24 protein-coding genes are annotated in these 24702 nt (G+C 64.7%); 16 read left to right on the forward strand and 8 right to left on the reverse strand.

Features of this window, described 5'->3' with window-relative positions; translation table 11 throughout:
• Positions 1 to 7 precede the first annotated feature (7 nt).
• The gene (locus tag BBTA_RS08890) at positions 8 to 907 is read right to left on the reverse strand and encodes a LysR substrate-binding domain-containing protein (RefSeq protein ID WP_041750502.1); all 900 of its coding nucleotides are present in this window, start codon (positions 905 to 907) and stop codon (positions 8 to 10) included.
• A 2-nt stretch (positions 908 to 909) separates the two neighbouring features.
• Between BBTA_RS08890 and BBTA_RS39975 the strand changes: the two genes are divergently transcribed.
• Entirely contained in the window at positions 910 to 1221 is a 312-nt protein-coding gene (locus BBTA_RS39975; protein ID WP_012042138.1) for a hypothetical protein, read from the forward strand.
• 67 nt (positions 1222 to 1288) lie between these two features.
• Here BBTA_RS39975 and BBTA_RS08895 read toward each other — a convergent pair whose 3' ends face one another.
• Positions 1289 to 2185: a GNAT family N-acetyltransferase gene (locus BBTA_RS08895; RefSeq protein ID WP_041750503.1), complete on the reverse strand. Its 897-nt coding sequence runs from the start codon at positions 2183 to 2185 to the stop codon at positions 1289 to 1291.
• A 205-nt stretch (positions 2186 to 2390) separates the two neighbouring features.
• Between BBTA_RS08895 and BBTA_RS08900 the strand changes: the two genes are divergently transcribed.
• Complete coding sequence (locus BBTA_RS08900; protein ID WP_012042140.1) at positions 2391 to 3314, forward strand: glyoxylate/hydroxypyruvate reductase A; 924 nt, start codon at positions 2391 to 2393, stop codon at positions 3312 to 3314.
• Positions 3315 to 3335: 21 nt separating this feature from the next.
• Here the strand turns inward: BBTA_RS08900 and BBTA_RS08905 are convergent, their stop codons facing one another.
• Together BBTA_RS08905 and BBTA_RS08910 are read right to left on the reverse strand one after the other, a co-directional pair.
• Positions 3336 to 4610, reverse strand: a complete 1275-nt coding sequence (locus BBTA_RS08905) for an FAD-binding oxidoreductase (RefSeq protein ID WP_012042141.1) — start codon at positions 4608 to 4610, stop codon at positions 3336 to 3338.
• A gap of 13 nt (positions 4611 to 4623) precedes the next feature.
• Positions 4624 to 5292: a haloacid dehalogenase type II gene (locus tag BBTA_RS08910; RefSeq protein WP_012042142.1), complete on the reverse strand. Its 669-nt coding sequence runs from the start codon at positions 5290 to 5292 to the stop codon at positions 4624 to 4626.
• 169 nt (positions 5293 to 5461) lie between these two features.
• Between BBTA_RS08910 and BBTA_RS08915 the strand changes: the two genes are divergently transcribed.
• From BBTA_RS08915 to BBTA_RS08945, 7 genes are all read left to right on the forward strand, one after another.
• Entirely contained in the window at positions 5462 to 6304 is an 843-nt protein-coding gene (locus BBTA_RS08915) for a GNAT family N-acetyltransferase (protein ID WP_041751337.1), read from the forward strand.
• Positions 6305 to 6317: 13 nt separating this feature from the next.
• Positions 6318 to 7694 (forward strand): aminotransferase class III-fold pyridoxal phosphate-dependent enzyme, encoded by a 1377-nt coding sequence (locus BBTA_RS08920; RefSeq protein ID WP_012042144.1) that lies wholly within the window; start codon positions 6318 to 6320, stop codon positions 7692 to 7694.
• Positions 7695 to 7851: 157 nt separating this feature from the next.
• Complete coding sequence (locus BBTA_RS08925; RefSeq protein ID WP_083780628.1) at positions 7852 to 8571, forward strand: HAD-IA family hydrolase; 720 nt, start codon at positions 7852 to 7854, stop codon at positions 8569 to 8571.
• 51 nt (positions 8572 to 8622) lie between these two features.
• Positions 8623 to 10230 carry an ABC transporter substrate-binding protein gene (locus BBTA_RS08930; RefSeq protein ID WP_012042146.1) on the forward strand — a complete coding sequence of 536 codons (1608 nt, stop codon included), beginning with the start codon at positions 8623 to 8625 and terminating at the stop codon, positions 10228 to 10230.
• A gap of 81 nt (positions 10231 to 10311) precedes the next feature.
• On the forward strand, positions 10312 to 11262 hold the full coding sequence (locus BBTA_RS08935; protein WP_012042147.1) for an ABC transporter permease: 951 nt from the start codon (positions 10312 to 10314) through the stop codon (positions 11260 to 11262).
• Positions 11259 to 12113 carry an ABC transporter permease gene (locus tag BBTA_RS08940; RefSeq protein ID WP_012042148.1) on the forward strand — a complete coding sequence of 285 codons (855 nt, stop codon included), beginning with the start codon at positions 11259 to 11261 and terminating at the stop codon, positions 12111 to 12113. Before BBTA_RS08935 ends, BBTA_RS08940 begins: the two co-directional genes overlap by 4 nt.
• Positions 12114 to 13772 (forward strand): ABC transporter ATP-binding protein, encoded by a 1659-nt coding sequence (locus BBTA_RS08945; RefSeq protein ID WP_012042149.1) that lies wholly within the window; start codon positions 12114 to 12116, stop codon positions 13770 to 13772. It abuts the gene before it with no gap.
• A gap of 8 nt (positions 13773 to 13780) precedes the next feature.
• On the opposite strand, the gene BBTA_RS08950 is transcribed toward BBTA_RS08945, so the two are convergent.
• Entirely contained in the window at positions 13781 to 14257 is a 477-nt protein-coding gene (locus BBTA_RS08950) for an Lrp/AsnC family transcriptional regulator (RefSeq protein ID WP_041750504.1), read from the reverse strand.
• A gap of 240 nt (positions 14258 to 14497) precedes the next feature.
• On the opposite strand from BBTA_RS08950, the gene BBTA_RS08955 reads away from it, so the two are divergent.
• Positions 14498 to 15823, forward strand: a complete 1326-nt coding sequence (locus BBTA_RS08955) for an FAD-binding oxidoreductase (protein WP_012042151.1) — start codon at positions 14498 to 14500, stop codon at positions 15821 to 15823.
• Between the two features lie 122 nt (positions 15824 to 15945).
• Here the strand turns inward: BBTA_RS08955 and BBTA_RS08960 are convergent, their stop codons facing one another.
• Together BBTA_RS08960 and BBTA_RS08965 are read right to left on the reverse strand one after the other, a co-directional pair.
• Positions 15946 to 17325, reverse strand: a complete 1380-nt coding sequence (locus BBTA_RS08960; protein WP_012042152.1) for an aspartate aminotransferase family protein — start codon at positions 17323 to 17325, stop codon at positions 15946 to 15948.
• A 205-nt stretch (positions 17326 to 17530) separates the two neighbouring features.
• A complete protein-coding gene (locus BBTA_RS08965; protein WP_244424391.1) occupies positions 17531 to 18598 on the reverse strand; it encodes a LysR family transcriptional regulator in 1068 nt (355 codons plus the stop codon).
• Between the two features lie 105 nt (positions 18599 to 18703).
• Here BBTA_RS08965 and BBTA_RS08970 point away from each other — a divergent pair, with 105 nt between their 5' ends.
• The 3 genes from BBTA_RS08970 to BBTA_RS08975 all read left to right on the forward strand — a co-directional run bounded on the left by BBTA_RS08970 (position 18704) and on the right by BBTA_RS08975 (position 21081).
• A complete protein-coding gene (locus BBTA_RS08970) occupies positions 18704 to 19273 on the forward strand; it encodes an HlyD family efflux transporter periplasmic adaptor subunit (protein ID WP_041750505.1) in 570 nt (189 codons plus the stop codon).
• A 295-nt stretch (positions 19274 to 19568) separates the two neighbouring features.
• On the forward strand, positions 19569 to 19829 hold the full coding sequence (locus BBTA_RS39980) for a hypothetical protein (protein WP_148221420.1): 261 nt from the start codon (positions 19569 to 19571) through the stop codon (positions 19827 to 19829).
• A 268-nt stretch (positions 19830 to 20097) separates the two neighbouring features.
• Complete coding sequence (locus tag BBTA_RS08975; RefSeq protein WP_012042154.1) at positions 20098 to 21081, forward strand: transporter; 984 nt, start codon at positions 20098 to 20100, stop codon at positions 21079 to 21081.
• Positions 21082 to 21165: 84 nt separating this feature from the next.
• On the opposite strand, the gene BBTA_RS08980 is transcribed toward BBTA_RS08975, so the two are convergent.
• Positions 21166 to 22074, reverse strand: a complete 909-nt coding sequence (locus tag BBTA_RS08980) for a LysR family transcriptional regulator (protein WP_012042155.1) — start codon at positions 22072 to 22074, stop codon at positions 21166 to 21168.
• Between the two features lie 145 nt (positions 22075 to 22219).
• On the opposite strand from BBTA_RS08980, the gene BBTA_RS08985 reads away from it, so the two are divergent.
• The 3 genes from BBTA_RS08985 to BBTA_RS08995 are packed head-to-tail and all read left to right on the forward strand — an operon-like array spanning position 22220 to position 24700.
• Positions 22220 to 23377 (forward strand): S9 family peptidase, encoded by a 1158-nt coding sequence (locus BBTA_RS08985; protein ID WP_012042156.1) that lies wholly within the window; start codon positions 22220 to 22222, stop codon positions 23375 to 23377.
• Positions 23378 to 23400: 23 nt separating this feature from the next.
• Positions 23401 to 24354, forward strand: a complete 954-nt coding sequence (locus BBTA_RS08990) for a VOC family protein (protein ID WP_012042157.1) — start codon at positions 23401 to 23403, stop codon at positions 24352 to 24354.
• Positions 24338 to 24700, forward strand: a complete 363-nt coding sequence (locus tag BBTA_RS08995) for a Rieske 2Fe-2S domain-containing protein (protein ID WP_012042158.1) — start codon at positions 24338 to 24340, stop codon at positions 24698 to 24700. Before BBTA_RS08990 ends, BBTA_RS08995 begins: the two co-directional genes overlap by 17 nt.
• Positions 24701 to 24702 lie beyond the last annotated feature (2 nt).

Consider the following 24702-nt stretch of genomic DNA (forward strand, 5'->3'; position numbering starts at 1 on the left):
CATGCGCTCAGCCCATATCGATAGGGACCCCGGTCTCGCCGAGCTGATCGCCGAGGCGCAGATAATGCGCGAGGTAATCGTGCAGCGCGGTGGCCGCCTTCGAGGTGGCGCCGCTCGACTTGTACAGCAGCAGCTCGACCTGCGGCAGCGCGGGAAGTCCGTCGGCGGGGCCGAGCTCGCGCATGCCCGCGACCAGCGCGCTGCGGCCGAGCACGGTCACCGCCATTCCGGCGAACGCCGCGGCCTGCAGGCCGCCGACGCTCTCGCTCTGACAGGCGATGCGCCAACGCAAATTTGCGGCCTCCAGCGCCGCGATCGCGTGGTCGCGATAGATGTTGCCCTGGGGAAGCAGCGCCAGCGGGATCGGCCGCTCTTGATGGGCCGCCGACTGTTCCCCGGTCATCCACACCAGCTGCTCCCGCCTTACGACCTGGCCGCCGGTGAAATCATTCATGCGCGTGACCAGTGCGATATCGACCTCGCTGCGCTTCACCAGCTCCACCAGCGGCGTCGACAGCGCGCAGTTCAGCTCGACCTGGATGCGCGGAAAGGATTTGCGGAAGACGCTGAGGATCGACGGGAGGATGAAGGCCGCGTAGAGGTCGGGCGTGCCGAGCACGACTTGGCCCTCGATCTCCTGCGATGCCAGCTGCGAGATCAGCTCGTCATGCAGCCGCAGGATGGAACGGGCGTAAGTCAGCACGATGCCGCCGTCCTCGGTCAGCGCCAGCCGTCGCCCGCCATGGACGAACAGCTGCTTGCCCGTGAGCTCCTCGAGACGCTGGAGCTGCAAGGTGATCGCCGGCTGGGTGCGTCCCAGCCGCCGCGCGGTTTCAGTGATGCTGCCGGTCTCGACGACGGAGATCAGCGACCGGAGCATGCGAATGTCGAGGCTGATGAGGTTCATTCTTGATCCATACCGTGTCTCATGCAAATTTTATGCAACGACGATGTCGCAGCGTCGGCCAGGCGTTGCGCGGCTATGGTTCGGGTCGGAGCGCGCCCATCCGCTACCGAAAACTCGACGAGTCCTGTCCGTTCGGCGGCATCGCGCTGCGAATCTGGAATCCGATCAGAAATTCAATCGTGAGTTTCCAATTCAGGTTCGAACGCGTCAGCGTCGAACGCTCCGGGCCGGGGAGCGTGTGCGCTTTGCGGGCCCAGCTCGCACCTTGTGATCTCATTCCAGTCACGCGTCTTGCGGCCGCCGAGGACAATTGAAGCTGAGCCTTCGGCGCGCATCTTGGCGCAAGCTGTGGCTTCCGGACAAGATTCGCGCGCAGGCCTTCTAGCCAAACGCCTGGCTGATCACGGCATAGCTGCTCGGCGCACCAGCGGCGCGCAACCCGGTGTCGTTGGCGTCGGTCCGCAACGACATCGTCGTCACCGTGTCATGCAGTGCGAGGCCTGCGGCGGCGATGAAGGCGCGGAATTCGTTGCCCTCGCTGTGAGTATCGATCCGCAGGAACTGCCGCGCATGGGCCGCAATGTGGGGCGCGACCACCGCAATCGCATCCCTGTCGGACGCGGCGACGACCGGGCCGATGACGTGGCCGCGTCCAAACCGTCGGCACAGGGCGAAGGCGGCGAGCCGTCCGGATCGAAGCAGGCCGTAGCCGGTCGATTGCTGAAACAGCGCCGTGATCAGCTTGGTTCTCGGCGCGCCATAGGCGCGCGCGTCGGCCGCGATGACCGCGGACAGCTCGATCTCGCTCAGCGGTCGGACGCCATCGCTCTCCACCGCGGCGGCGGCCGCGCCGTTTGCCCGTCCCTGACACTGGTACAACGTCGTCTCTGGCTTGAAGTCGAGAGACCTGTACAGGCGGTCGGCCGCATGTGTCGCGTTGAGCCGCAGGGCACGTTCGCCGCACGCGGCGATCACCCGCGTCATCAGCCAGTTGCCGGTGCCGAGCGCCTGAAGTCGTGGTGAGGTAATCACCATGCCGACGGCTGCAAACGCCTCGGTGTAGGGAAACCACATCGCCGATCCGCAAACGCGGCCGATCTCGTCGAGCGCCACGAAGCCGTGTCCCTGGTCGAGCATGAACTGCCAATCCGCGGCGCGATGCGGCCAGCGGACCGAGATCGAGAGCGCCAACAACTGCGCAACGTCAACGGTGTCGATGTCGGCGAGGCGCATCTCGAAGACATCGACCGCCCGAGACTCGACGCCGGGATCATCCATTCTCATCTTCCCTGTCGGTCGCGCCAGTACCATTGATGCCGGCGCCGAACGTCTGGTTCAGTATTTTTCGGACAGATCGGCGCAACATTCCACTCGATCCTTGGGCGTATTCGGCATGGAATACGTGCCTGGCGCCGTTAGCATGGCGGATGCGGGCGGAAGGCGGATCACAGCGATCTGGCCGGCCTGCCTGGGAACGACAGTGATGACCTTCCTGTTCAACTCGGATGCCCGTCGCGGCGCGGTGTTTCGCGAGGTGCTGGCGCGCGAGCTTCCGGATCTCCCGTTCGTACTTGACCCGGCCAACGTCGCTCCCGATGACGTCCGCTACATGATCACATGGCTGGTGCCGCCAGACCTCGATCTTTATCGCAATCTTGAGATCCTGTTCTCGATCGGCGCAGGCATCGATCAGTTCAGCGCCGCTTCGATTCCCGCGCAGGTGAAGATCGTCCGCATGGTGGAGGACGGCATCATCAGGATGATGCAGGAATACGTCACGCTGGCCGTGCTGGCGCTGCATCGGAACTGGCCGGTCTATCACGACCAGCAGCGACAGCAGCTTTGGCGCGCGGTCACGCAGCCGCAGGCGCAGGAACGTCGCGTCGGCGTGCTGGGCCTGGGCCTGCTGGGCCAGGCCGTGCTGGAGCGGCTCAAGCCGTTCGGCTTTCCGTTGTCGGGCTGGAGCCGCAGCCCGCACGCGATCGACGGTGTCACCACGCATCATGGCGCCGATGGTCTCGAGCGGCTGCTGGCGACGACCGACATCCTGATCTGTCTGCTGCCGCTGACGGACGAGACGCGTGGCCTGATGAACGCAGAGCTCTTTGCCAAGTTGCCGCGCGGCGCTGCGCTGGTGCAGACGGGGCGCGGCGCGCAGCTCGACCAGACGGCGCTGCTCGCTGCGCTGGACAGCGGACATTTGTCGGGCGCCGTGCTCGACGTGACCGAGCCGGAGCCGCTGCCGGCGGATCATCCGCTGTGGCGGCATCCGCGGGTCTTGATTACGCCGCATGTCGCCAGCGTCACGCAGCCGGAATCGGCCGCGCGCGCCGTGGCCGAGAACATCAAGCGGCATCGCGCCGGGCTCGATCCGGTCGGTCTCGTCGACCGCAGCCGCGGCTACTGAGGACCGGCGCGCCGCCACGGCTCAGCGGATCCAGTCCAGGGTCTTGTAGTAGGCGCCGACGAACGGCAGGAACCATGGCTTGCCGAAATGACCGGGCACGACCGGCCAGGGCGCATGTTTCATCGGGTTCTTGTCGGGCCGGCCGAGCATCGCATCGGCTATGATGGTGCCGAGATGGGTCGAGAGCTGCGCGCCATGGCCCGAATAGCCCATCGCGTACCACAGCCCGCCCTCGCGGCCAGCGCGCGGATAGCGATCGGCGGTCATGTCGACGAGGCCGCCCCAACAATATTCGATGTCGATGCCTGCAAGCTGCGGGAACATCCGTTCCATCGCGGCCCGCAGGATGGTGCCGCTCTTGGCGTCCGACCGCTGGTCGGATGTCGCGGAGAAGCGCGCGCGGCCGCCGAAGATCAGGCGATTGTCCGGCGACAGGCGGAAGTAGTTGCCGATGTTCATCGAGTTGACATAGGTGCGGTTGCCCGGGAGCACCGACGCCGCCTCGGCCGCCGTCAGCGGCCGGGTCGCGATGATGAAACTGCCGACGGCAATGATGCGGCGGCGGAAATAGCCGAAGGCCGACGGCGTGTAGGCGCCGGTGGCCAGCAGCACCTGCTCGGCGCGCAGCGTTCCCTTGGCCGTGGTCAGGCGATACCCTTTGGCCTCCTGTACCTGCTCGGTCACCGCGGCCTGTTCGACGATGATGGCGCCGCGGCGGTTGGCCGCCGTGGCGAGGCCGGCTGCGAAGCGGCCCATATGCATCATCGCGCTCTTCTTGAAGAGCATGCCGCCATGGAATGGTGAGCCGATCTCGGCTTTCAGATCGGTGGCCGAGAGCAGCTTCGTCTCCGGATCGACCTCGCGGTTGATGGCTTCGAAGTTCCTCGCGATCCCTTCGAAATGTCCGGGCTTCGAGGCGAGCTTGAGCTTGCCGCAGCGGCGGAAATCGCAGGCGATGTTCTCCTCCGCGATCAGGCGCTCCAGCGTATCGATCGAGTCGTCGAACGCCTTGTAGAGCGCGATGGCGCGCTCGGCGCCAAGTTCGGCTTTCGCGGCGAGGAAGCTGTGTGCCAGCCCATTGTTGAGATGGCCGCCATTGCGCCCCGATGCGCCCGAGCCGACCTGGTCGGCTTCGAGCACGATGACCTTGGCGCCGGCCTTGGCGAGTTGCAGCGCCGCGCCGAGTCCGGTGAAGCCGCCGCCGATGATGGCGACGTCGTAGTGCCCCTCCACGGGCCCGGTGTGGCCGCCGGCAAACGCGGCCGCAGTGTCGCGCCAGTAGGAGACATATTTCATTGCAGCACTCTGCTTAGAGACCGAATACGCCGGGCAGGCCGGAAATGTCCTTGATTTCGGTGTAGCCGTAATAGGGATTGGCCGGCTCGTGACCGCGGTTGACCCAGACCTTGCTCTTGATGCCGAGATCGTGCGCCGTCATCAGGTCGTAGCGGAACGAGGACGAGCAATGCGTGATGTCCTCGGGGCCGCAGCCGAGCATGTCGAACATGTATTCGAAGGCCCGCATCCGCGGCTTGTAGGCCTGCGCCTGCTCGGCGGTGAAGACGGCATGGAACGGCGCGCCGAGCTTGACGACGTTGGAGGGAATCTGCGCCGTCATGGCATTGGAGAGAATGACCAGCGGGATGTGCTTGGCCACCTTGGCGAGGCCCACCGGCACGTCGGGATGCGGTCCCCAGGTCGGGACGCGCTGATAGACCGTCTCGCCGTCCTGGGGCTTGTAGGGGATGCCGATCTTGCGGCAGCTGCGCGCCAGCGCGTTGCTGACGACCTCGGCATAAGGCTTCCAGGCGCCCAGGATCTCGTCGAGCCGATACGCAGCGAATACGCGGATGAACTCGGTCATCGCAGGCTCGGAGAGGATTGCAGCGTAGAGATCGCGCGCGGCCTCGGCCATCTCGAAATTGGTGAGCGTGCCGTAGCAGTCGAAGGTCACATATTTGGGGCGGAAGCTGCTCATGGATCCTCATGCCAGTCATCGTCTCGGCGTCCAATGATAGGCCGGCGCGCCAGCATAAGATGCGGCTTTGCCCCGGTTCTGCGGCGGAAGATGTTGTGGTCGTCATCGCCTTCAGCCGATCTGCCGGGTCTCGCTCGCCCAGACTCCTGTGGAAATGGGAGTGCATGACATGATGTCCGACGCCGTGAGCTTCGTCGCTTTCAGCCCGGATCACCTGGACGCCGCGACGCGGCTGTCGCGGCAGGCCGGCTGGCCGCATCGTCGCGAGGATTGGCAGATGGCGCTTGCGCTGAGCAAAGGTCGCGTGGCCGTCGCGGCTGACGCGCGCGTGATCGGCACCGCGCTGATGACGCCCTATGGCAGCGAGGCCGGCACCATCAACATGGTGATCGTCGACGAGGCCGAGCGCGGGCAGGGGCTCGGCCGGCAGCTGATGCGGGAGGTGCTGACGCTCGCGCGCGACCGGCGGCTGCAGCTCGTCGCGACCGCGGATGGCCTGCCGCTGTATGAGAAGCTCGGCTTCGCCAGAACCACCGAGATCGTGCAGCATCAGGGACAGCTCACGCAGGCTGTCACGCGGTCCGATGCCGTGCGGGCGGCCACGGCAGACGACATCACCGCCATCACCGCCATCGACGCCGCGGCTTTTGGCGCAGAGCGCAGCGATCTGGTCGCCCATCTCGCATCGGTCGGCGAATTCGCGGTGCTTGAACGACAGGCGCAGGCAGCCGGCTTCGCAGCGCTGCGTCGCTTTGGTCGCGGCCTCGTGATCGGCCCGGTCGTCGCCTTCGATCTCGATGATGCCAAGGCGCTGGTCGGGCATTTTCTCGCCGGACGGGAGAACGAATTCATTCGTGTCGACACCGGGATCGAGACCGGCCTCGCGCCATGGCTGATGAGCCTTGGCCTCGCGCATGTCGGCGGCGGCATCGTCATGCACCGTCCTGCCGCGAACGACAGCACGCCCCAGCCTCCGACATCCTTTGCCTTGGCCAGTCAGGCGTTCGGCTGAACCGGAGATCGTCATGCTCAGCAACTCGCTCATCGAACTCGACCGCGCCCATCTGGTGCATCCGGTTGCGTCCTATCGCGGCCACGAGGCCTCCGGCGCGCGCGTCCTGACATCGGCCAAGGGCGCCGTCGTCACCGATGCCTCCGGCCATCAGCTGGTCGACGGCTTCGCAGGCCTGTGGTGCGTCAATGCCGGCTATGGTCACGAGAGCATCGTCGAGGCGGCCGCCAAGCAGATGCGCGAGCTGCCTTACGCCACCGGCTATTTCAGCCTCGCCTCGGAGCCTGCCATCCGCCTCGCGGCGGCGCTGGCCGAGCGTGCGCCCGGCGATCTCAACCACGTCTACTTCACGCTCGGCGGCTCGGATGCCGTCGACAGCACGGTGCGCTTCATCCACAATTACTGGCACGTGAAGGGCCAGCCGCAGCGCGACCAGTTCATCACCCTGCAGCAGGGCTATCACGGCTCCTCGACGGTCGGCGCGGGACTGACGGCGCTGCCCGCATTCCACGCCAATTTCGGCGTGCCGCTCAATTGGCAGCACAAGATTCCCTCGCACTACCCGTATCGCAATCCGGTCGGCCGCAATGCCGATGCGATCATTGCGGCTTCGCTCGCCGCGCTCGACGCCAAGATCGCCGAACTCGGCGGGCCTGAGCGGGTGGCGGCGTTCTATGCTGAGCCGATCCAGGGCTCCGGCGGCGTGCTGGTGCCGCCCGACGGCTGGATGAAGGCGATCCGCGCGCGCTGCCGGCAGCACGGCATCCTGTTCGTCGCCGACGAGGTGATCACCGGCTTCGGCCGTACCGGACCCTTGTTCGCCTGCACCGATGACGAGGTCGTCCCGGACCTCATGACCGTGGCCAAGGGCCTGACCTCCGGCTACGTCCCGATGGGCGCGGTGCTGATGTCCGATCATGTCTATGGCGTGATCGCCGATGGGGCAGGGGCGGCGGCCGTGGGGCACGGCTATACCTATTCGGCCCATCCGGTGAGTGCGGCCGTCGGCCTTGCCGTGCTCGATCTGTATGAGAGCGGCCTGTTGGAGAATGGCCGGCGTGCCGGTGCGCGGCTGATGGCGGGCCTGCGCGCGATGCAGGATCATCCGCTGGTCGGCGAGGTCCGCGGCCGCGGCCTCCTGGCCGCGATCGAACTTGTGGTCGACAAGGAGAAGAAGACGCCCTTGCCGGCCAGCGCCGAGCCGTCGCGCCGAATCTTCGATCGCGCCTGGGCCAATGGGCTCGTCATTCGCGCGTTTCCGACCGGGGTGCTCGGCTACGCGCCGCCGCTGTGCTGCAGCGAGTCCGATATCGATGCCATCATCGCGCGGACCGCGCGAACGCTCGACCAGACCCTGGCCGACCCGGACGTCCGCCAAGCCATGCCATGAAACCGGGCACCGGCAGACCGCGGCCTGTGCAGCAGCGCCGATATGTCGGCGCCCGCTCCTATTCGCAATTTTGTGCCGTGGGGTCCCCGCAATTCGGAAGTTTTCGCCGGAACCCAGCCTCACACTGGGACCGCCACAAAGAACACCGCACACCAGGATGAGCACGATGGATCTCGCCCAATTCAGGTATCTGACCTTCGATGTGGTCGGCACGCTGATCGACTTCGAAGGCGGGATCGTCACCAGCCTCGGCGACATCGCGGCGGAATCCAGCAAGGTCATCGATGGTGAGCAGGCGCTCAGCCTGTACCGCGCTGCACGCTACGCCGCCGACGCGGATCGTTTCCCGGATGATCTCGTGCGCGTCTATGACGTCATTGCACCGCAACTCGGTCTGCCCAGACAGACCACGCTCGGCGAGCGCTTCCGCGATTCGGCCGCGCGCTGGAAGGCGTTTCCCGACAGCGCCGCGGCCATGGCCCGCCTCGCCAGTCGCTACAAGCTCATCGCAATGACCAATGCGCGGCGTTGGGCGCTGGATCATTTCGAGCGCGAGCTGGGTTCGCCGTTCTACGCGACCTTTACGGTCGACGACACCGGGACGGAGAAGCCGGATCCCTGCTTCTTCACCCAGGTATTCGACTTCGTCGCACGCGACGGCGGCACCACCTCGCAGATCCTGCATGTCGCGCAGAGCCAGTATCACGACATCGGCATCTCCCGGCAGCTCGGCATCACCAATTGCTGGATCGAGCGGCGTCACGACAAGCAGGGCTATGGCGGCACCATCGCGCCCGCGTCCTTCACGAAGCCGGATTTTCATTTCCATTCGATGGCCGAACTGGCCGACGCGGTGGACCACGTGCCTGCGACATAACGAACTGCTGACGATTTCATTCTGCCGGATCGCAAACAGGGGACGGATGACATGAGCAACGGGATCACCAACTGGACTTCGCGTGACGATGTGCTGGTCGAGGCGGCGATCCGGCGCGGCGCGTCGCGCCGGGATCTCCTGAAGATGATGTTAGCCAACGGTGTCGCGCTCGCTGCAGGCAGCACCATCCTCGGCCGCGCCGAGCGCGCTGACGCGGCAACGCCGAAGAAGGGCGGATCAATCAAGGCGGCGGGATGGTCGACCTCGACCGCCGACACGCTCGATCCGGCCAAGGCGTCGTTCTCGACCGACTATGTCCGCTGCTGCTCGTTCTACAACCGGCTGACGACACTCGACAAGAACGGCGCGGCGCAGATGGAGCTCGCTGAAGCCGTGGAGTCGACGGATGCGCAGACCTGGACGGTCAAGCTCAAGAAGGGCGTCACCTTCCACGACGGCAAGCCGTTGACGGCTGACGACGTCGTGTTCTCGCTGAAGCGGCATCTCGACAAGGCGACCGGCTCCAAGGTGGCCAAGATCGCGGCGCAGATGACCGGCTTCAAGGCGGTCGACAAGACCACCGTCGAGATCACCCTGGCGAGTCCGAACGCTGACCTGCCGATGATCCTCGCGCTGCATCACTTCATGATCGTGGCCGACGGCACCACCGACTTCTCCAAGGCGAACGGTACCGGCGCCTTCGTCCGCGAGGCTTTCGAGCCGGGCGTGCGCTCGATCGGCGTGCGCAACAAGAACTATTTCAAGGACGGTCCCTATCTCGACCAGATCGAGTTCATCGCGATCACGGAAGAGAATGCGCGCGTCAACGCGCTGCTCTCCGGCGATATTCAGCTCGCGGCCAGCATCAATCCGCGCTCGCTCCGCCTGATCGAGGGCAAGGAGGGGATCGCGCTGTCGAAATCGACGACCGGCAACTACACCGATCTCAACATGCGGCTCGATATGGCCCCGGGCAACAAGAAAGATTTCATCGATGGCATGAAGCACATCGTCAACCGCGAGCAGATCGTCAAATCGGTCCTGCGCGGCTTCGGGGTCGTCGGCAACGACCAGCCGGTCTCGCCGGCCAACTTCTTCCACAATCCCGACCTCAAGCCGAAGCCGTTCGATCCGGACAAGGCGAAATTCCTGTTCCAGAAGGCCGGCGTGCTCGGTACGCCGATCCCGGTGGTCGCATCGGAAGCTGCGAACTCCGCGATCGAGATGGCGATGGTGATCCAGGCCTCGGCCGCGGCGGTCGGACTGACGCTCGACGTGCAGCGCGTTCCGTCGGACGGCTATTGGGACAATTACTGGCTGAAGGCGCCGGTCCATTTCGGCAACATCAATCCGCGGCCGACGCCGGACATCCTGTTTTCGCTGCTCTACGCCTCCGAGGCGCCTTGGAACGAGAGCCGCTACAAGTCCGAGACGTTCGACAAGATGATGCTCGAGGCGCGCGGGATGCTCGACCAGGCCAAGCGCAAGCAGATGTATGCCGAGATGCAGGTCAAGATCGCGGAGGAGGCGGGCACCATCATTCCGGCCTATATCTCCAATATTGATGCCACCTCGTCCAAGCTGAAGGGCTTGGAGCCGAGCCCGCTCGGCGGCATGATGGGATATGCCTTTGCTGAATATGTCTGGCTCGATTCGTGAATGTCAGAGACGCTGGCCGCCGGCGTTGAGGCCGGTGTCCAACTGACCAACATCCTCTGATCAGGCTCACGGACGCCCAGTGTGAAACATCGGATCGTCTCCCTCGTCCTTGCCCGGCTGGCCATCGCGCTGGTCACCGCGATCATTGTTTCATTCGCCGTGTTCTTCGCCACCGCGATGCTGCCGGGCGACACCGCGACCATCCTGCTCGGCCAGGCCGCGACCCCGGAGGCCGTCGAAGGCCTGCGCAAGGCGATGCACCTCGACGATCCCGCGATCTTCCGCTTCCTGCGCTGGCTCGCCGGCGTGGTGCATGGTGACCTCGGCGTCTCCTATGCCAACAACATGCCGGTCGCCAAGCTGATATCAGGACGGCTCGTCAACACCCTCAAGCTCGCCGGCCTCACAGCGGTCATCTCGGTGCCGCTGGCGCTGACGCTCGGCATCACCGCGGCGATGCTGCGCAACACGCTGTATGACCGCTGCCTCACCATCGCGATCATCGGCGTGGTTTCTGTTCCGGAGTTCATGATCGCGACGCTCGCCGTGCTGCTGTTTGCGGTCTATCTCAACTGGCTGCCGGCGGTGTCCTTCACCAGCGAGATCCGCACCGTCTATGATTTCGCGCGCGCTTACGCGATGCCGGTCGTCACGCTCACCGTCGTGATCTCGGCGCAGATGATCCGGATGAGCCGGGCGGCCGTGGTCGAGACGCTGAACACGCCCTATGTCGAGATGGCGCTGCTGAAGGGCGCCTCGCGCGGCCGGCTCGTCTTTCACCACGCGCTCCCCAATGCGCTCGGTCCGATCGTGAATGCGGTGGCGCTGTCATTGTCCTATCTCCTTGGTGGCGTCATCATCGTCGAGACCGTCTTCAACTATCCTGGCATCGCCAAGCTGATGGTCGACGCGGTGTCGACCCGCGATCTGCCGCTGATCCAGAGCTGCGCCATCATCTTCTGCTTCGGCTATCTGTTCCTGACGACCACGGCCGACATCATCGCCATCCTCTCCAATCCGAGGCTGCGATGACCAGCGTCGCGAAATCCGCTCCGCGCCATCAGCGATTTGGCTACCGCATCAATGCTGTCGGCGTGGCGGGGGCGCTGGTCGTGGGATTCTGGATCGTGGTGGCGCTCGCCGCGCCCGCGATCGTTCCGCATCCGATCGGCGACATCGTCGACACCGACTATTTCGGCCCGATCAGCCGCGAACTCTGGCTCGGCTCCGACTATCTCGGCCGTGACATGACCTCGCGCATCCTGATGGGCGCCAGATATACGCTCGGCATTTCGATTGCCTCCGTCATCATCGCCGGCGTGTCGGGGGTCATGCTCGGCATGATTGCGGCGATCACCGGCGGCGTCGTCGATATGGTGCTGAGCCGGTTTCTCGATGCGCTGAACTCGATCCCGAGCAAGCTGTTCAGCCTCGTCGTTGTCGCTGCGGTGGGATCGTCGATTCCCGTTCTCATCGTGACGATGGCGGTGATCTACATCCCCGGGGCCTTCCGCTTCGCCCGCGCGCTCGCCGTCAATATCAACACCATGGATTTCGTCGTGGTGGCCCGCATCCGCGGCGAGAGCCTGTTCTATCTGATCCGTGCGGAGATCCTGCCCAACATCATCGGTCCCGTGCTGGTCGATCTCGGCTTGCGCTTCGTCTTCATCGTGCTGCTGCTGTCGGGGCTGTCCTTCCTCGGCCTCGGCGTCAAGCCGCCCTACGCCGATTGGGGCGCGCTGGTGCGCGAGAACATCGGCGGTTTGCCCTATGCCGCGCCGGCCGTGATTGTCCCGTCGCTGGCGATTGCCAGCCTGACCATCGCGGTCAACCTCCTGATCGACAATCTGCCGACCAAGATCCGCGACCGGGAGAACTCCTAGATGACGAGCCTCGTTGAGATCCGCGAGCTTCGCGTCGAGGCGACCACCGATTCCGGCCGCACCATCGCGATCATCAAGGGCGTCGATCTCGACATCGCCGAGGGCGAGATCGTCGCGCTGATCGGCGAGAGTGGCTCCGGCAAGACGACCATTGCCATGACCCTGATGGGCTATGCGCGCGCGGGCTGCAGGATCGTCGGCGGCACGGTCGCGGTCGACGGCGTCGACATGGTGGCGCTGTCCGAAAAGGACCGGGCCGCGGTACGGGGCGCGAAGATCGCGTATGTGCCGCAGAGCGCGGCCGCGGCGTTCAATCCGGCGATCCGGATCATGGACCAGGTCATCGAGGTCGTGCGCATCCACGGCGTGATGCCGCTGGAGGAGGCGCGCGCCAAGGCGGTGGCGCTGTTCCGCGCGCTGTCGCTGCCCAATCCCGAGATGATCGGCGATCGCTATCCGCATCAGGTGTCCGGCGGCCAGCTGCAGCGGCTGGCGGCGGCCATGGCTTTGATCGCGAATCCCAAACTGCTGATCTTCGACGAGCCGACCACGGCGCTCGATGTGACGACGCAGGTCGAGGTACTCAGAGCTTTCAAATCGGTGATTTCGGCGCACCGCATCGCCGGCATCTATGTCTCGCATGATCTCGCGGTTGTCGCCCAGATCGCCGACCGTATCGTCGTGCTGCGGAACGGCGAGGTGCAGGAATCCGGAGCGACCCGCGATATTCTCGCGCGCGCGCAGCACCCCTATACGCAGCAACTGCTCGCCGCCGTGACGCCGCACCACGCGCCGCGGCCTGCAGTGAGCGGTCCCACCGCGGCCGAGGCGCTGCTTGAGGTTCATGAGGTGTCGGTCGGCTATGGTCCGCTGCGCTCGGACGGCCAGCCTGCGATCGTGGCGGTCGAGAACGTCAGCCTGCGCGTCGCGCGCGGGCGCAATCTCGGCATCATCGGCGAATCCGGCTGCGGCAAGTCGACGCTCGCCCGTGCCATCGCCGGCATCCTGCCGCCTTTCGCCGGCGGCGTCGTGTTCGACGGCCGCGAACTCGGACGCAGCGCGCGTAGCCGCAGCGCGGACCAGCTGCGCCAATTGCAGATCGTGTTCCAGCATGCCGATACGGCGCTCAATCCGGCGCAGACCGTCGAGGACATTCTCGGCCGCCCGCTGACCTTTTATCACGGCATGGCGCGCAAGCCGCGCAGCGCGCGGATCGACCAGCTGCTCGATATGGTGAAGCTGCCGCGGAGCTTGCGGCTGCGGCGTCCGGCCGAGCTCTCGGGCGGCCAGAAGCAGCGGGTCAACTTCGCCCGCGCGCTGGCGGCTGATCCGAAGCTGATCGTCTGCGACGAGATCACCTCGGCGCTCGACACCGTCGTCGCCGCCGCGATCATCGATCTGCTGAAAGAGCTGCAGCGCGAGCTCGATCTCGCTTATGTCTTCATCAGCCACGACCTGTCGGTGGTCGAGGCGATCTGCGACGACATCGTCGTGATGTATCGCGGCCGCAAGATCGAGCAGATCACGCCCGAGGCCATGGCGCGGCCGGAGCATCCCTATACGCAGCTTCTGCTGTCGTCGGTGCCGAAGCTCGATCCGACATGGCTCGACAATCTGCGCCAGGATCCCGAACAGGTCCGCGCCTACTGCCAGCGCTGACCGCGCACCTACATCTGGAACAGGCTGGTCAGCGGCAGATAGGGCTTGACGATCGGCGACTTCAGCACGACGAAGCTGAAATATTTCTCGATGCCGATGTCCATGTCGGTCAGCCGCTCCATGATGGTCTGATACTCGCCGATCCCCGCCGTGACGAACTTCATCATGTAGTCGTAGCCGCCAGAGACGAGATGACACTCGATCACCTGGTCGATCTTCTCCACCGCGGCGAGAAAGCGCGCGAAGTCGATCTGGCGATGGTTCTTCAGGGTCACTTCGGTGAACACGGTCAGCGTCTGGCCGAGCTTGGAGACGCAGATCTGCGCCGAATAGCCTTCGATATAGCCCTCGGCCTGCAGCTTCTTCACCCGCATCAGGCAGGGGCTCGGCGACAGGTTGACCAGCTCGGCCAGCTCGACATTGGTGACGCGGCCGTTCTTCTGCAGTTCGTGCAGGATCTTGATGTCGATGCGATCGAGCTTCATGAGGCCGGGATCCCGTGTGACGACGCGTGCGGACCCATTACAGCAGAAAATGCTGCCATGGAGCCATCGGAATGTCCGTGAAGCAAGAATGGGGCCGCAATCATTCAAATTATGCAATGCAAAACAATGCACCGGCGGGGCGGTTGTCAGCAGAATCAAATGCCGTCCGGCTGCCCAATCCAGCGCCCGCCGTGCCGGATACCGCTCTAACCTGTCACAGCCGAGAGCCGGAGACCCTGCATGCCCGCACCATTGGTGCACGTCGAAACATCCCCCACGCTGCCTGAGCGTGCAGATGCCGTGGTCATCGGGGGCGGCATCGTCGGCGTGTTCGCCGCCTATTACCTTTCGCGGCGCGGCCTCTCGGTCGCGCTGGTCGAGAAGGGCCGCATCGGCGCCGAGCAGTCCAGCCGCAACTGGGGCTGGTGCCGGCAGCAGAACCGCGACGCGCGCGAGTTGCCGATGGCGACGCTCAGCCTCGATCTGTGGGAACGCTTCGCCGCCGACAGCGGCGAGGCGACCGGCTTCTCGCGCTGTGGCCTGTTCTATCTCAGCAATGACGAAGCGGAGCTCGCCGGCTGGGCGCGCTGGGGCGAGTTTGCCAGGACCGCTGGCGTCACGACGCATATGCTCGATAGTCGCCAGGCCACCGCGCGCGGCGCGGCCACGGGGCGCAGTTGGAAGGGCGGCGTGTTCTCGCCGACCGACGGCACCGCCAGTCCCGCCGATGCTGCGCCCGCCGTGGCGCGCGCGATCCTGAAGCAGGGTGGCTCGGTGCACCAGATGTGCGCCGTGCGCGGCGTCGAGACCAGCGGCGGCCGGCTTTCCGCCGTCGTCACCGAGCGCGGTACGATCCGCACGCCGACCGCGGTGCTTGCGGCCGGCGCCTGGGCCTCATCGTTCTGCCATCAGCTCGGCGTCGCGCTCCCCATTGCCTCGATCCGCGCCTCGGCGCTTGCCTTGTCGCCGTCCGCGGAGCCGCTGCCGCCGGCGCTGCACACCGCTGCGGTTTCGATCACGAGGCGCGGCGATGGCGGCCATACGCTGGCCATCAGCGGCCGCGGCCGCGTCGATCCGACCCTGCAGCAGCTGCGCTTCGCGCAACATTTCCTGCCGATGTTCGCCAAGCGCTGGCGCAGCCTGCTGCCGGGCGGCTTCGAAGGGCTGAGAATGGGGCACGAGACGCTCGGGCGCTGGCGGCTCGACGCGCCGACGCCGATGGAGTCCACGCGCATTCTCGATCCAACGCCGGATCAGGCGACCATCCGCCTCACCCATGACCGTGCCCTGGCGCTGCTGCCGGCGTTGAAACAGAGCAAGGTCACGGCGACCTGGGCGAGCTATATCGACTCCACGCCGGACGGCGTGCCGGTGATCGGCGAATTGGCTGCCATGCCCGGCTTGATCGTGGCCGCGGGCTTCAGCGGCCACGGCTTCGGCATCGGACCCGGTGCCGGTCACCTCATCGCCGACCTCCTCACAGCTGCCACGCCGATCGTCGATCCCAAGCCTTACGCCCCCGGGCGCTTTGCGCGCCATGGGGCGACGAAGGTCGCAGACTTCTGAGGGCCGGATGCCGCGACGCGGCTCGGCCCTCGGCGCTGAATGATTGGGCGTCGAGGACCGCGCTCGAATGAGGGGCGTGCGCCTTCGCCGGCGAAGGGACCAAGGCACACGCAGGCGAGGGGTCAGGCCTCCGGCATGCCGGCGTTGACCCAGTCGGTGATGTCGTCGAGCGTCGCCTTGAAGCGCTTCAGCAGTTCGTCGACCTGCGCGGCGGTGATGATCATCGGCGGACAGATCGCGATGCTGTCGCCGACGTTGCGGATGATCAGGCCGTGCTGATGGGCGCGATCGAAGAACTTCAGTCCGACCTTGCCGACCGGGTCGAAGCGGGCCTTCGTCGCCTTGTCGGCAACCAGCTCGACGGCAGCGATGAGGCCGCGGCCGCGGACCTCGCCGACCAGCGGATGATCGGCAAAACGCGACAGCCCCGCATGCAGGTGCGCACCGACCTCGGCCGCATTGGCGACCAGGTTGCGCTCCTCGATGATCGCCAGGTTCTCCAGCGCGACGGCGGTCGCGACCGGGTGGGCGCTCGCCGTATAGCCGTGGCCGAAGGTGCCGAGCCGGTCGGACTGGTCGGCCATCGCCTGGTACATCTCGTCGCTGATCAGCACCGCGGCGAGCGGCTGGTAGGACGAGGTGATCTGCTTGGAGCAGACCAGGATGTCCGGCCTGATGCCGAACGTGTCGCAGCCGAACAGGGTGCCGAGCCGGCCGAAGCCGTTGATCACCTCGTCGGCGATCACCAGCACATCGTATTTGCGGCAGACCTCCTGGATGCGCTGCCAGTAATTCACCGGCGGAACGATCACGCCGCCGGCGCCCATCAGCGGCTCGCCGATGAAGGCCCCGACCGTATCCGGGCCCTCGCTGAGGATCAGGTCCTCGAGCTCCTTGGCCAGCCGCTCGGTGAACGCCTCCTCGCTCTCGCCGGGCAGGCCGAAGCGGTAGTAATGCGGGCAGGTGAGGTGCTTGGCGAACGGCAGCGGCAGGTCGAAGCCGCGCTGATTGGCCTGCAGGCCGGTGAGGCTGCCGGCGGCGATCGTGATGCCGTGATAGGCGCCCTGGCGGGCGATGAACTTCTTCTTGTCGGTCCGCCCGAGCGCGTTGTTGTAGTACCAGACGAACTTGATGGCGGAATCGTTGGCCTCGCCGCCGGAGCTGGTGAAGAAGACGTGCTTCAGGTTGGCAGGCGCCATCGACACCAGCTTCTCGGCCAGCAGGGTCGAGGGCTCATGCGTCTTGTGCGCGAAGATGTGGTAATAGGGCAGCTTGGCCATCTGGCGTGTCGCAGCTTCGACCAGGCGCTTCTCGCCGAAGCCGACGCCCACGCTCCACAGCCCGGCCAGGCCCTCGATATATTCGCGCCCCTCGTCGTCATAGACATAGATGCCGGAGCCGCGATCGATGACGATCGGACCGACGCGTTCGTGCCGCCTCAGATTGGTCGCGGGATGGATCTGGTGGGCGATATCTTTGCTCTGCAGGGAATTGGTTCGCATGGAGGAGGGGACTTTCTGGTGGCGGAAGAGGGCAGTCTATCGCGAACCGGACGAAAACGATAATCCCATCATGGGTCGGAGGCACTGTCGCCGCGCGGGCTCGGCCCGGTGAACGGCCGAAGCGGCTTCGGCAACTGAGCTGCGCCTGGTCGCCATGACCCGAGCGGTCGGCAATGCTGACCGCGTCGACCAAGTCCGCCGAGGTCTAGGGTGATTGGTGCACGCCGACCGACAGCGTCTTTCGCCACTTCTGTATGAATTTCACAAAGACCTGCAGCGGTACGGGCACTTGGCGCCGGCTTGGGTGAAACAGGAAAATGCCTGGCATCATGTACTCCCAGCCCGGCAGGACATGCACCAATCGCCCTGCTGCCAAATGAGTCTCGACGATCGGTCTCGGCAAATAGGCGATGCCGACGCCGTTCAAGGCCGCCTCCACCAGAAGATCAAGGTCGTTCACGACAAGAGACCCTTCGACGGGGACGTCCATTTTCTGACGACCGTCGCTCAAGGTCCACTGATGGATCGAATTCTCGCCTGGCGATCTGTATTTGAGGCAGTTGTGACGACGTAGATCGCCGGGACTCAAGGGCTCCGGATGCCTCGATAAGTAGTTTGGCGATGCCACGGTCAGCATAGCAAAGTCATCGAGCATGCGCACGATCTTCATGTCTCGTCCCACGCCGCTGCCGACACGAATCCCCGCATCGAAGCGGTGTTTGACGATATCGACGTTGGCGTCGTCCAAAGCGATCTCCAGACGAATGTCCGGATACTCGGCCGAGAACGATCGGATCAATGGCGCCAGCTGTCTCAACCCGAACGGACGAACGACGGTGAGACGCAGAGTCCCGATCGGCTTCTCCCGGAACAGGTTGATGCTTTCAAGCGCCTGACCTACGCCCTCGAGCACCGGCAGGACTTCTGCAAGCAGCCGCTCTCCTGCCTCCGTCAGCGCCACGCTGCGGGTCGTCCGATTGAAGAGCCGGACCCCGAGATCCTCCTCGAGCGATCTGACAGTCTGGCTGATGGTCGGCAACGCCATCCCGAGTTCTCGGGCCGCCTTGGTGAAGCTGAGGCGCTCGGCGACAGCGACGAATGCCGTAAGCTCAGAAAGCTGAACGCGAGCCATTATCTGCAAAACCCAAATTACCCATTTCGTCCGTCCCGCCTTATCAGAACAGCGGCGCGCGCCCAAACTGGCATTTGGATCGAAACTGATCCGAGAAAGAGCAAATGCGAGTTCGTCGGCATCCTGCCCGCGCCTGGCCACCGTCTCGCGGTCGGCGGCCGCTCCCTATATTGGGCGAATTTCTCCAATCACAAGGCAGCCTTTCACATGTTCGCGAGATCGCGATACCGGCCTCACGCCGCACACTTGATCAGAACAGGATTCGGCACTCTGGCTTATCTGGCCCAGCGCGCCATCGCTGGATTTGGCTCACGTCGCCGCCTCGTCTACGCGACAATGACCGGTGCCGCCCTCCTGGGCGCCGCCGGCTGGTATCATCTGACGCTCACGATCGATCTTGTTTCGACGAACGACGCCGTCGTCCAAATGGACGCCAAATCGGATACGGCGTACGTCGTTGCCTATTTCGACGATCGCCACGCGACCCGGATAGCTGCTGGACAGCCCGTATCGATCGACATCAAGGGTCCGCCGGACCGTACGTTGTCCGGCCATGTCGTCGAGGTTTCAGAAAAGACGGCCCTGCTGCGCCTCTCGGGCGAAGACGGCGGGTCAATGCACGCGTCAGAGATCATGATCCCCGTGCTGATCGCATTTGACGATGCCGTCGACGCAGCGACCTTTCCGGCGAGTGCATCGGTGATACCGACCATCAACACGAAGCCTCGCGACGGCGATCTTCGTGCCGCATCTCCAGTTTGCGTGTGCCGTGTCCCGATACCGATGTCCGGCCTGAAAATCACCGATCTGCCGTGAGCTGAGAGATAGTAACGCAAGACCTGCAAAGCTTACTCACAAAGCAATCCGGGCACCCCGGCAGACGGCGGGGAGCAAGTCTATGTTGACAGATGACGCCGCGGGAGCGGCCGGCCCACTGCCGGGGCGACCTCCAGCGAGGCGGATAGCCGGCCAAGCCTGAAGGGATTATGCGTCGAATCCAAAGATGCTGTTTGTACCAATCCCAATTATCAAGGGCTCGCACGCGTCGCATTGTCCGCTTACGGAGTGGCAAGGATCCACTTGGCCGACCGCGGATGAGAAGGACTTTGATATGAAATCGATCTTCAGGATTGCTGTGCCCACGCTCTGTGTGGCCGGTGCATTGCTGCTGAATTCCTCATGGGCACAAGCCGCCGAATACTGCGCAAAGGATTCCGCGGTGAAGGGGTGTTTTTCGACTCTGGCGCAATGCCAAGCATCGGTTGCCGGTGCCGGTGGCAATTGCGTGGAGGCGATCGTCTGGAACGATGCCGCGGTGGCACATCAGCCAAAGCAGGGACAAGCGTCTCGCGTGCAGAACCAGACGAGATGATCGTCGCGTGATAGTGCCTCTACCGGTTGCGTAGACACCAGGCCTCTGAGGGTGACTTCAGAGGCCTTATTCGTTGGAGCCAACGCTGCAACGTCACACCCGCCGCAGCATTCATATCAAATCTATAAATATCTCAAATCAAAACGATCAATTTTACGAATGATCGGGGATCGCCCATCAATGGCGCGATCGGTTGGGCGCCGGCGCGTCGCATCGGCCGGTCGGGGCAAGCTCGTTTCGTAGAAAACGCGCCGCCAAGGGGGGAATGATGACGAGAGGACTGAAGCGGTCCGCTTCCGTAGCGTTGCTGCTGGCTGCAATGATCCAGGGAGCATGGGCGGCCGAGAACGCCGCCACGAACTATCCCGCGGGCTCGCCCGGCGTATTCATCGCGTCGTTCCCGCCGATCCCTGGCCTGTTCGCGATCAGCCAGACCAGCTACACCAGCGCCAACGGCCTGTATGACGGGCAGGGCAACAAACTGCCGATCAACTTCAAGTTGTCTGCTGTATCGGAGACGATGCGCTTTCTCGCCAGCTATCCCGGTGAATTCTTCGGCGCTCACGTCTATTCGCAGCTCGTGGTGCCCTTCGTGCACCTGGAAAGCACCAATCCCGGCGGCTCGTTCCAGGCCAACGGTCTTGGCAACATCACCTTCTCGCCGATCATCCTGAGCTGGGCGCTGTCTCCCGTTCAGACCGTCACGTTCGGGCTCGACATCATGCCGAACACCGGCACCTATTCGGCGCGACAGCCGCTCAACGTCGGCACCAACTATACGACCATCTCGCCGGTTGTCGCCTATCGCTATGCCGATCCGAAGGGCTTCGAGTTCGCCGTTTCGCCGCGTCTGCTGCTCAACGGCACCAACACCGACTCGGTCAATTCCTTCACGCAATTGTCGCAGCAATATCGCAGCGGCGATGCGCTGGTGGTCGACTTCAACGCAGGCTACAATATCGGCGCCTGGAAACTCGGCGTCGTCGGCGGCTATACGCACCAGTATCAGGACGACAAGATCAACGGCGTCAAGGCCTTCAATTTTGCGGGCGTGCAGGACGGCAACCGGTTGCGCTCGCTCAACGCCGGTCCGTCGCTGACCTATAATGCTGGGCCGTTTCAGATCAACGTGAACTACCAGCACACGTTCTACGTCGAGAATGGCAGCCGCGGTGATACCGTCTGGGCCAATCTGGCTTTCCCGCTCTGGGTGCCCACGCCGCCGGCGGGAGCCGGGCCGGTCAAGCGCTGATCGGCACGGCCCAGTCTTCCATCGCACAGACGACCAGCGGCCGGCGTCCTGCGCCGGCTGTCCCACGAGCAGGACCGGCGACGATCAGGACAGCTCGGTTACGACCTCCTGCATCAGCTTGCGCAGCCATAGCAGGCCGGCATCGTTGGAGCGATAGCGGTGCCACTGCACGCGCTGCAGCAGCACTGGCAGCGCAATCGGCAGTTCGATGATGCGGATCGGCAGGCTGCGCTGCGCGGCGATGGCGAGCCGCCGGTGCACGGTGGCGAGCCGGTTCGTTCCGGCGACGAGATGCGGGATCGCCGTGAAGGCGTAGACCGACACGTCCTCGCTGCGGCTCGCGTTGCGCTGCTCCAGGTAATAGGTTTCGAGCGATTGCGCCGCGATGGCTGGCCGCATCACGACGTGGGACGCCCTCGCGAAATCCTGTCGTGACAGCTTGCCCTTGCCATACTTTCCCTTGCTCCATGCGATGACGCAGAAATCGTCCTCGAAGATCACCTCGGACGGGTGCAGCTTGGAGCTGAATTCTTCCGGGATGATCAGCAGGTCGACATCGCCGCGCTCAAGCGCGCGCTCCGGCCGCTGCACCTGCTGTATGAAGTCGAAGCGGATTCCAGGCGCAAGCGCCTCGCTGCGGGCCAGCAGCCGCGGGATCAGCGTCACCAGCGTGTAGTCCGATGCCAGGATCTTGAAGCAGCGGTCGGATTGCGCCGGATCGAACTGGGCAGACGACGCGATGGCCCAATCGACCCGTACCAGAAGGTCCCGGATCGAGTCCTTCAGAACCTCCGCCCGCGGCGTCAGCTCCATCTTGCGGCCGATCTTCACCAGCAGTTCGTCATCGAAATAGGTGCGCAGCCGCAGCAAGGCGTTGCTCATCGCCGACTGCGTCATGTTCATGCGCGCGGCGGCGCCGCTGACGCTGCGCAGGTGCAGCAAATGGTCCAGCGCGACCAGCAGATTGAGATCGAACTTGTTGTTGAAGCGCATCGGCGGCCCCGCGCGAGGTATTCAGGAGATCAATGTGACGGATCTTGATAATCAATTTTTCGGAATGGTCAAACCAGGCTATTCCCCGACCCAGGGAAGAAGCGTGGAGGGGGCGCGCGGCCGATAGCGCGTCCGAAGTGCAATGATGTTCAAGTATTTTCCGACCAACTATGTCTGGAATCTCTCGGTCGATCTGGCGATCGAGATGGGCGCCCGGATCGGCGAGATCGAGGAGATGTGCGCGCCGTTGCAGGAGGCTGCGCGTCAGCCCGATGCCAGCGGTACCCAGGCCTTCCGCGAGACCTGGGCCCGGATGGCCGACAAGCTCAGTGCGCTCGCCGCCGAGGACGAGGCGAAGGGGCGGCTGTTGTCCGCCGGCGAGAAATATGGCCGCGCGGCGAGCTATCTGATCACCTGCGAGCGTCTCCAGGCGCATGATGCACCGGGACGTCTGGCGCTGTACCGCAAATGTCTCGATCTCTTCGCCAGGGGAATCGCGCTGGCAAAAGAGAACTGCGAGCGCGTCGAGATTCCCTATGAAGGGTCTCATATCTCCGGTCTCCTGGTCCGTGCGGCCGGTGTCGAAGAGCCGGCGCCGCTGCTGGTGCAGGTCAACGGCCTGGATTCCACCAAGGAGATGAAATACCGCGTCGGCCTGCCGGCCTGGCTCGCCAAACGCGGCGTGTCGTCGCTGGTGATCGATCAGCCCGGATCGGGCGAAGCGCTGCGGCTGCAGGGGCTGACCGCGCGTTACGACTGCGAGCACTGGGCGTCCCGCGTCGTCGACTGGCTGGAGGCCCGCAGCGATGTCGACCCCAAGCGCATCGGTCTCGAGGGCGTCTCGCTCGGCGGCTATTACTGCCCGCGCGCGGTGGCCTTCGAGCCGCGCTTCGCCTGCGGCGTCGCCTGGGGCGCCAATCATGATTGGCGCGATGTGCAGAAGAAGCGGCTGCAGAAGGAAGGCAATTTTCCGGTCCCGCATTACTGGGCTCATGTACGCTGGGTGTGGGGCGCGAGGGATCAGGACGACTTCATGCGGATTGCCGAGCAGGTCCACCTCGACGGCATTCTCGATCGCATCAAGGTGCCGTTCCTGGTGACGCATGGCGAGAAGGACTCGCAGATCCCGCTGCATTGGGCGGAGCGGACCTATGAGCAGCTGGTCAATTCGCCGAAGCGCGAGCTGAAGATCTTCACGGAGCGTGAGGGCGGCGCGCAGCATGCGAGCTTCGACAACAGCATCAATGCCGGCCACTACATCGCGGATTGGGTGGCGGAGACGCTGGGCGGACGCGTCGCCTGAGATCTCGCGTGAGGGAGCTGATCATGAAGATCGTTGGTTTGGAAAGCTTGGTATTTGGGGTCGACGACGTCGCTGGCGCGTCGCGTTTTCTCGTCGACTACGGCCTTGCGCCGGTCGGGGTCTCCGATCGCGGCGGCCGCTTCGAGGCGATGGATGGAACGGCTGTGGTCATCGCGCGGCAGGACGATCCGGCGCTGCCGCGGCCGCCCGTGCCGGGCTGCCGTCTGCGCAAGACGGTCATGGGCGTAGCCGACGAGGCGACGCTGGGGGCGATCGTGGCCGAGCTGCGGCGCGATCGCGAGGTGCGGCGGCTGGCTGATGGCTCGATTGAATCGATCGACGATTCAGGCTTCGTGATCGGCTTCCAACTGACGGCGCGGAAACCCTTCGTGCTGGCCGGCGAGATCTCGAATGCGCCGGGCGGGGTCGTGTTCCGGCCGATCAACAGTCTCGGCGTGCCGCCGCCGGGCAGCGTGATCCGTCCGCGCTCGCTGTCGCACGTCGTGTATTTCGTGCCCGATGTGGTCAAGGCGGAGGCCTTCTACGTCAATCGCCTCGGCTTCCGCTGCACCGACCGTTTCACTGGCACCGGCCCGTTCCTGCAGCCCGGCGGCTCGCTCGATCACCACACCCATTTCCTGATCGGCGCGCCGCCGCAGATGCATGGCGTCGAGCACTTCACGTTCCATTTCGGCGGCCCCTCGGAGATGATCAGCAACGGCTATCGCTTCGTGGAGAAGGGCTATCAGGCGTTCTGGGGCCCTGGCCGTCACATCCTGGGATCGAACTGGTTCTGGTACTTCAACAGCCCGTTCGGCTGCCACATCGAGATGGATGCCGACATGGACCAGCACGATGCGAGCTGGCAACCGCGCGAGGCGACGGCCTCGGCGGACAACTCGCAGGCCTTCCTGCTGAAGATGCGCAAGAAATGGTACCCGGGCCCGGGGATTCACGAGAATGGCGACTACGCATGAGGCCGGATTGGCTGCCTTGTTGCGGCTATGTCGCGCCGATGAGATCGGCGAAGCGCAGTCGCGCGGCTTCGATCCTGACGATGAGGGCCAGGACAGCCTGTTCGTCGTGCGATGGCAGGGCCAGTTGCATGGCTGGCGCAATGCCTGTCCGCACATCGATGGCGCACCGATGGCTTGGCGCAGGGATGCGTATCTCAACGCCGAGGGCACGCGCATCGTCTGTCACGCGCATGGCGCCGAGTTCGTGCCTGATACGGGACTATGCGTGCAGGGTCCATGCCGCGGCGAGCGGCTGAGCCGGCTCGAGCTGGTCGTCATCGACGGCGAGCTGTTCGTGACATCATAACA

This window comes from Bradyrhizobium sp. BTAi1 (genome assembly GCF_000015165.1).
Lineage (GTDB): Bacteria > Pseudomonadota > Alphaproteobacteria > Rhizobiales > Xanthobacteraceae > Bradyrhizobium > Bradyrhizobium denitrificans.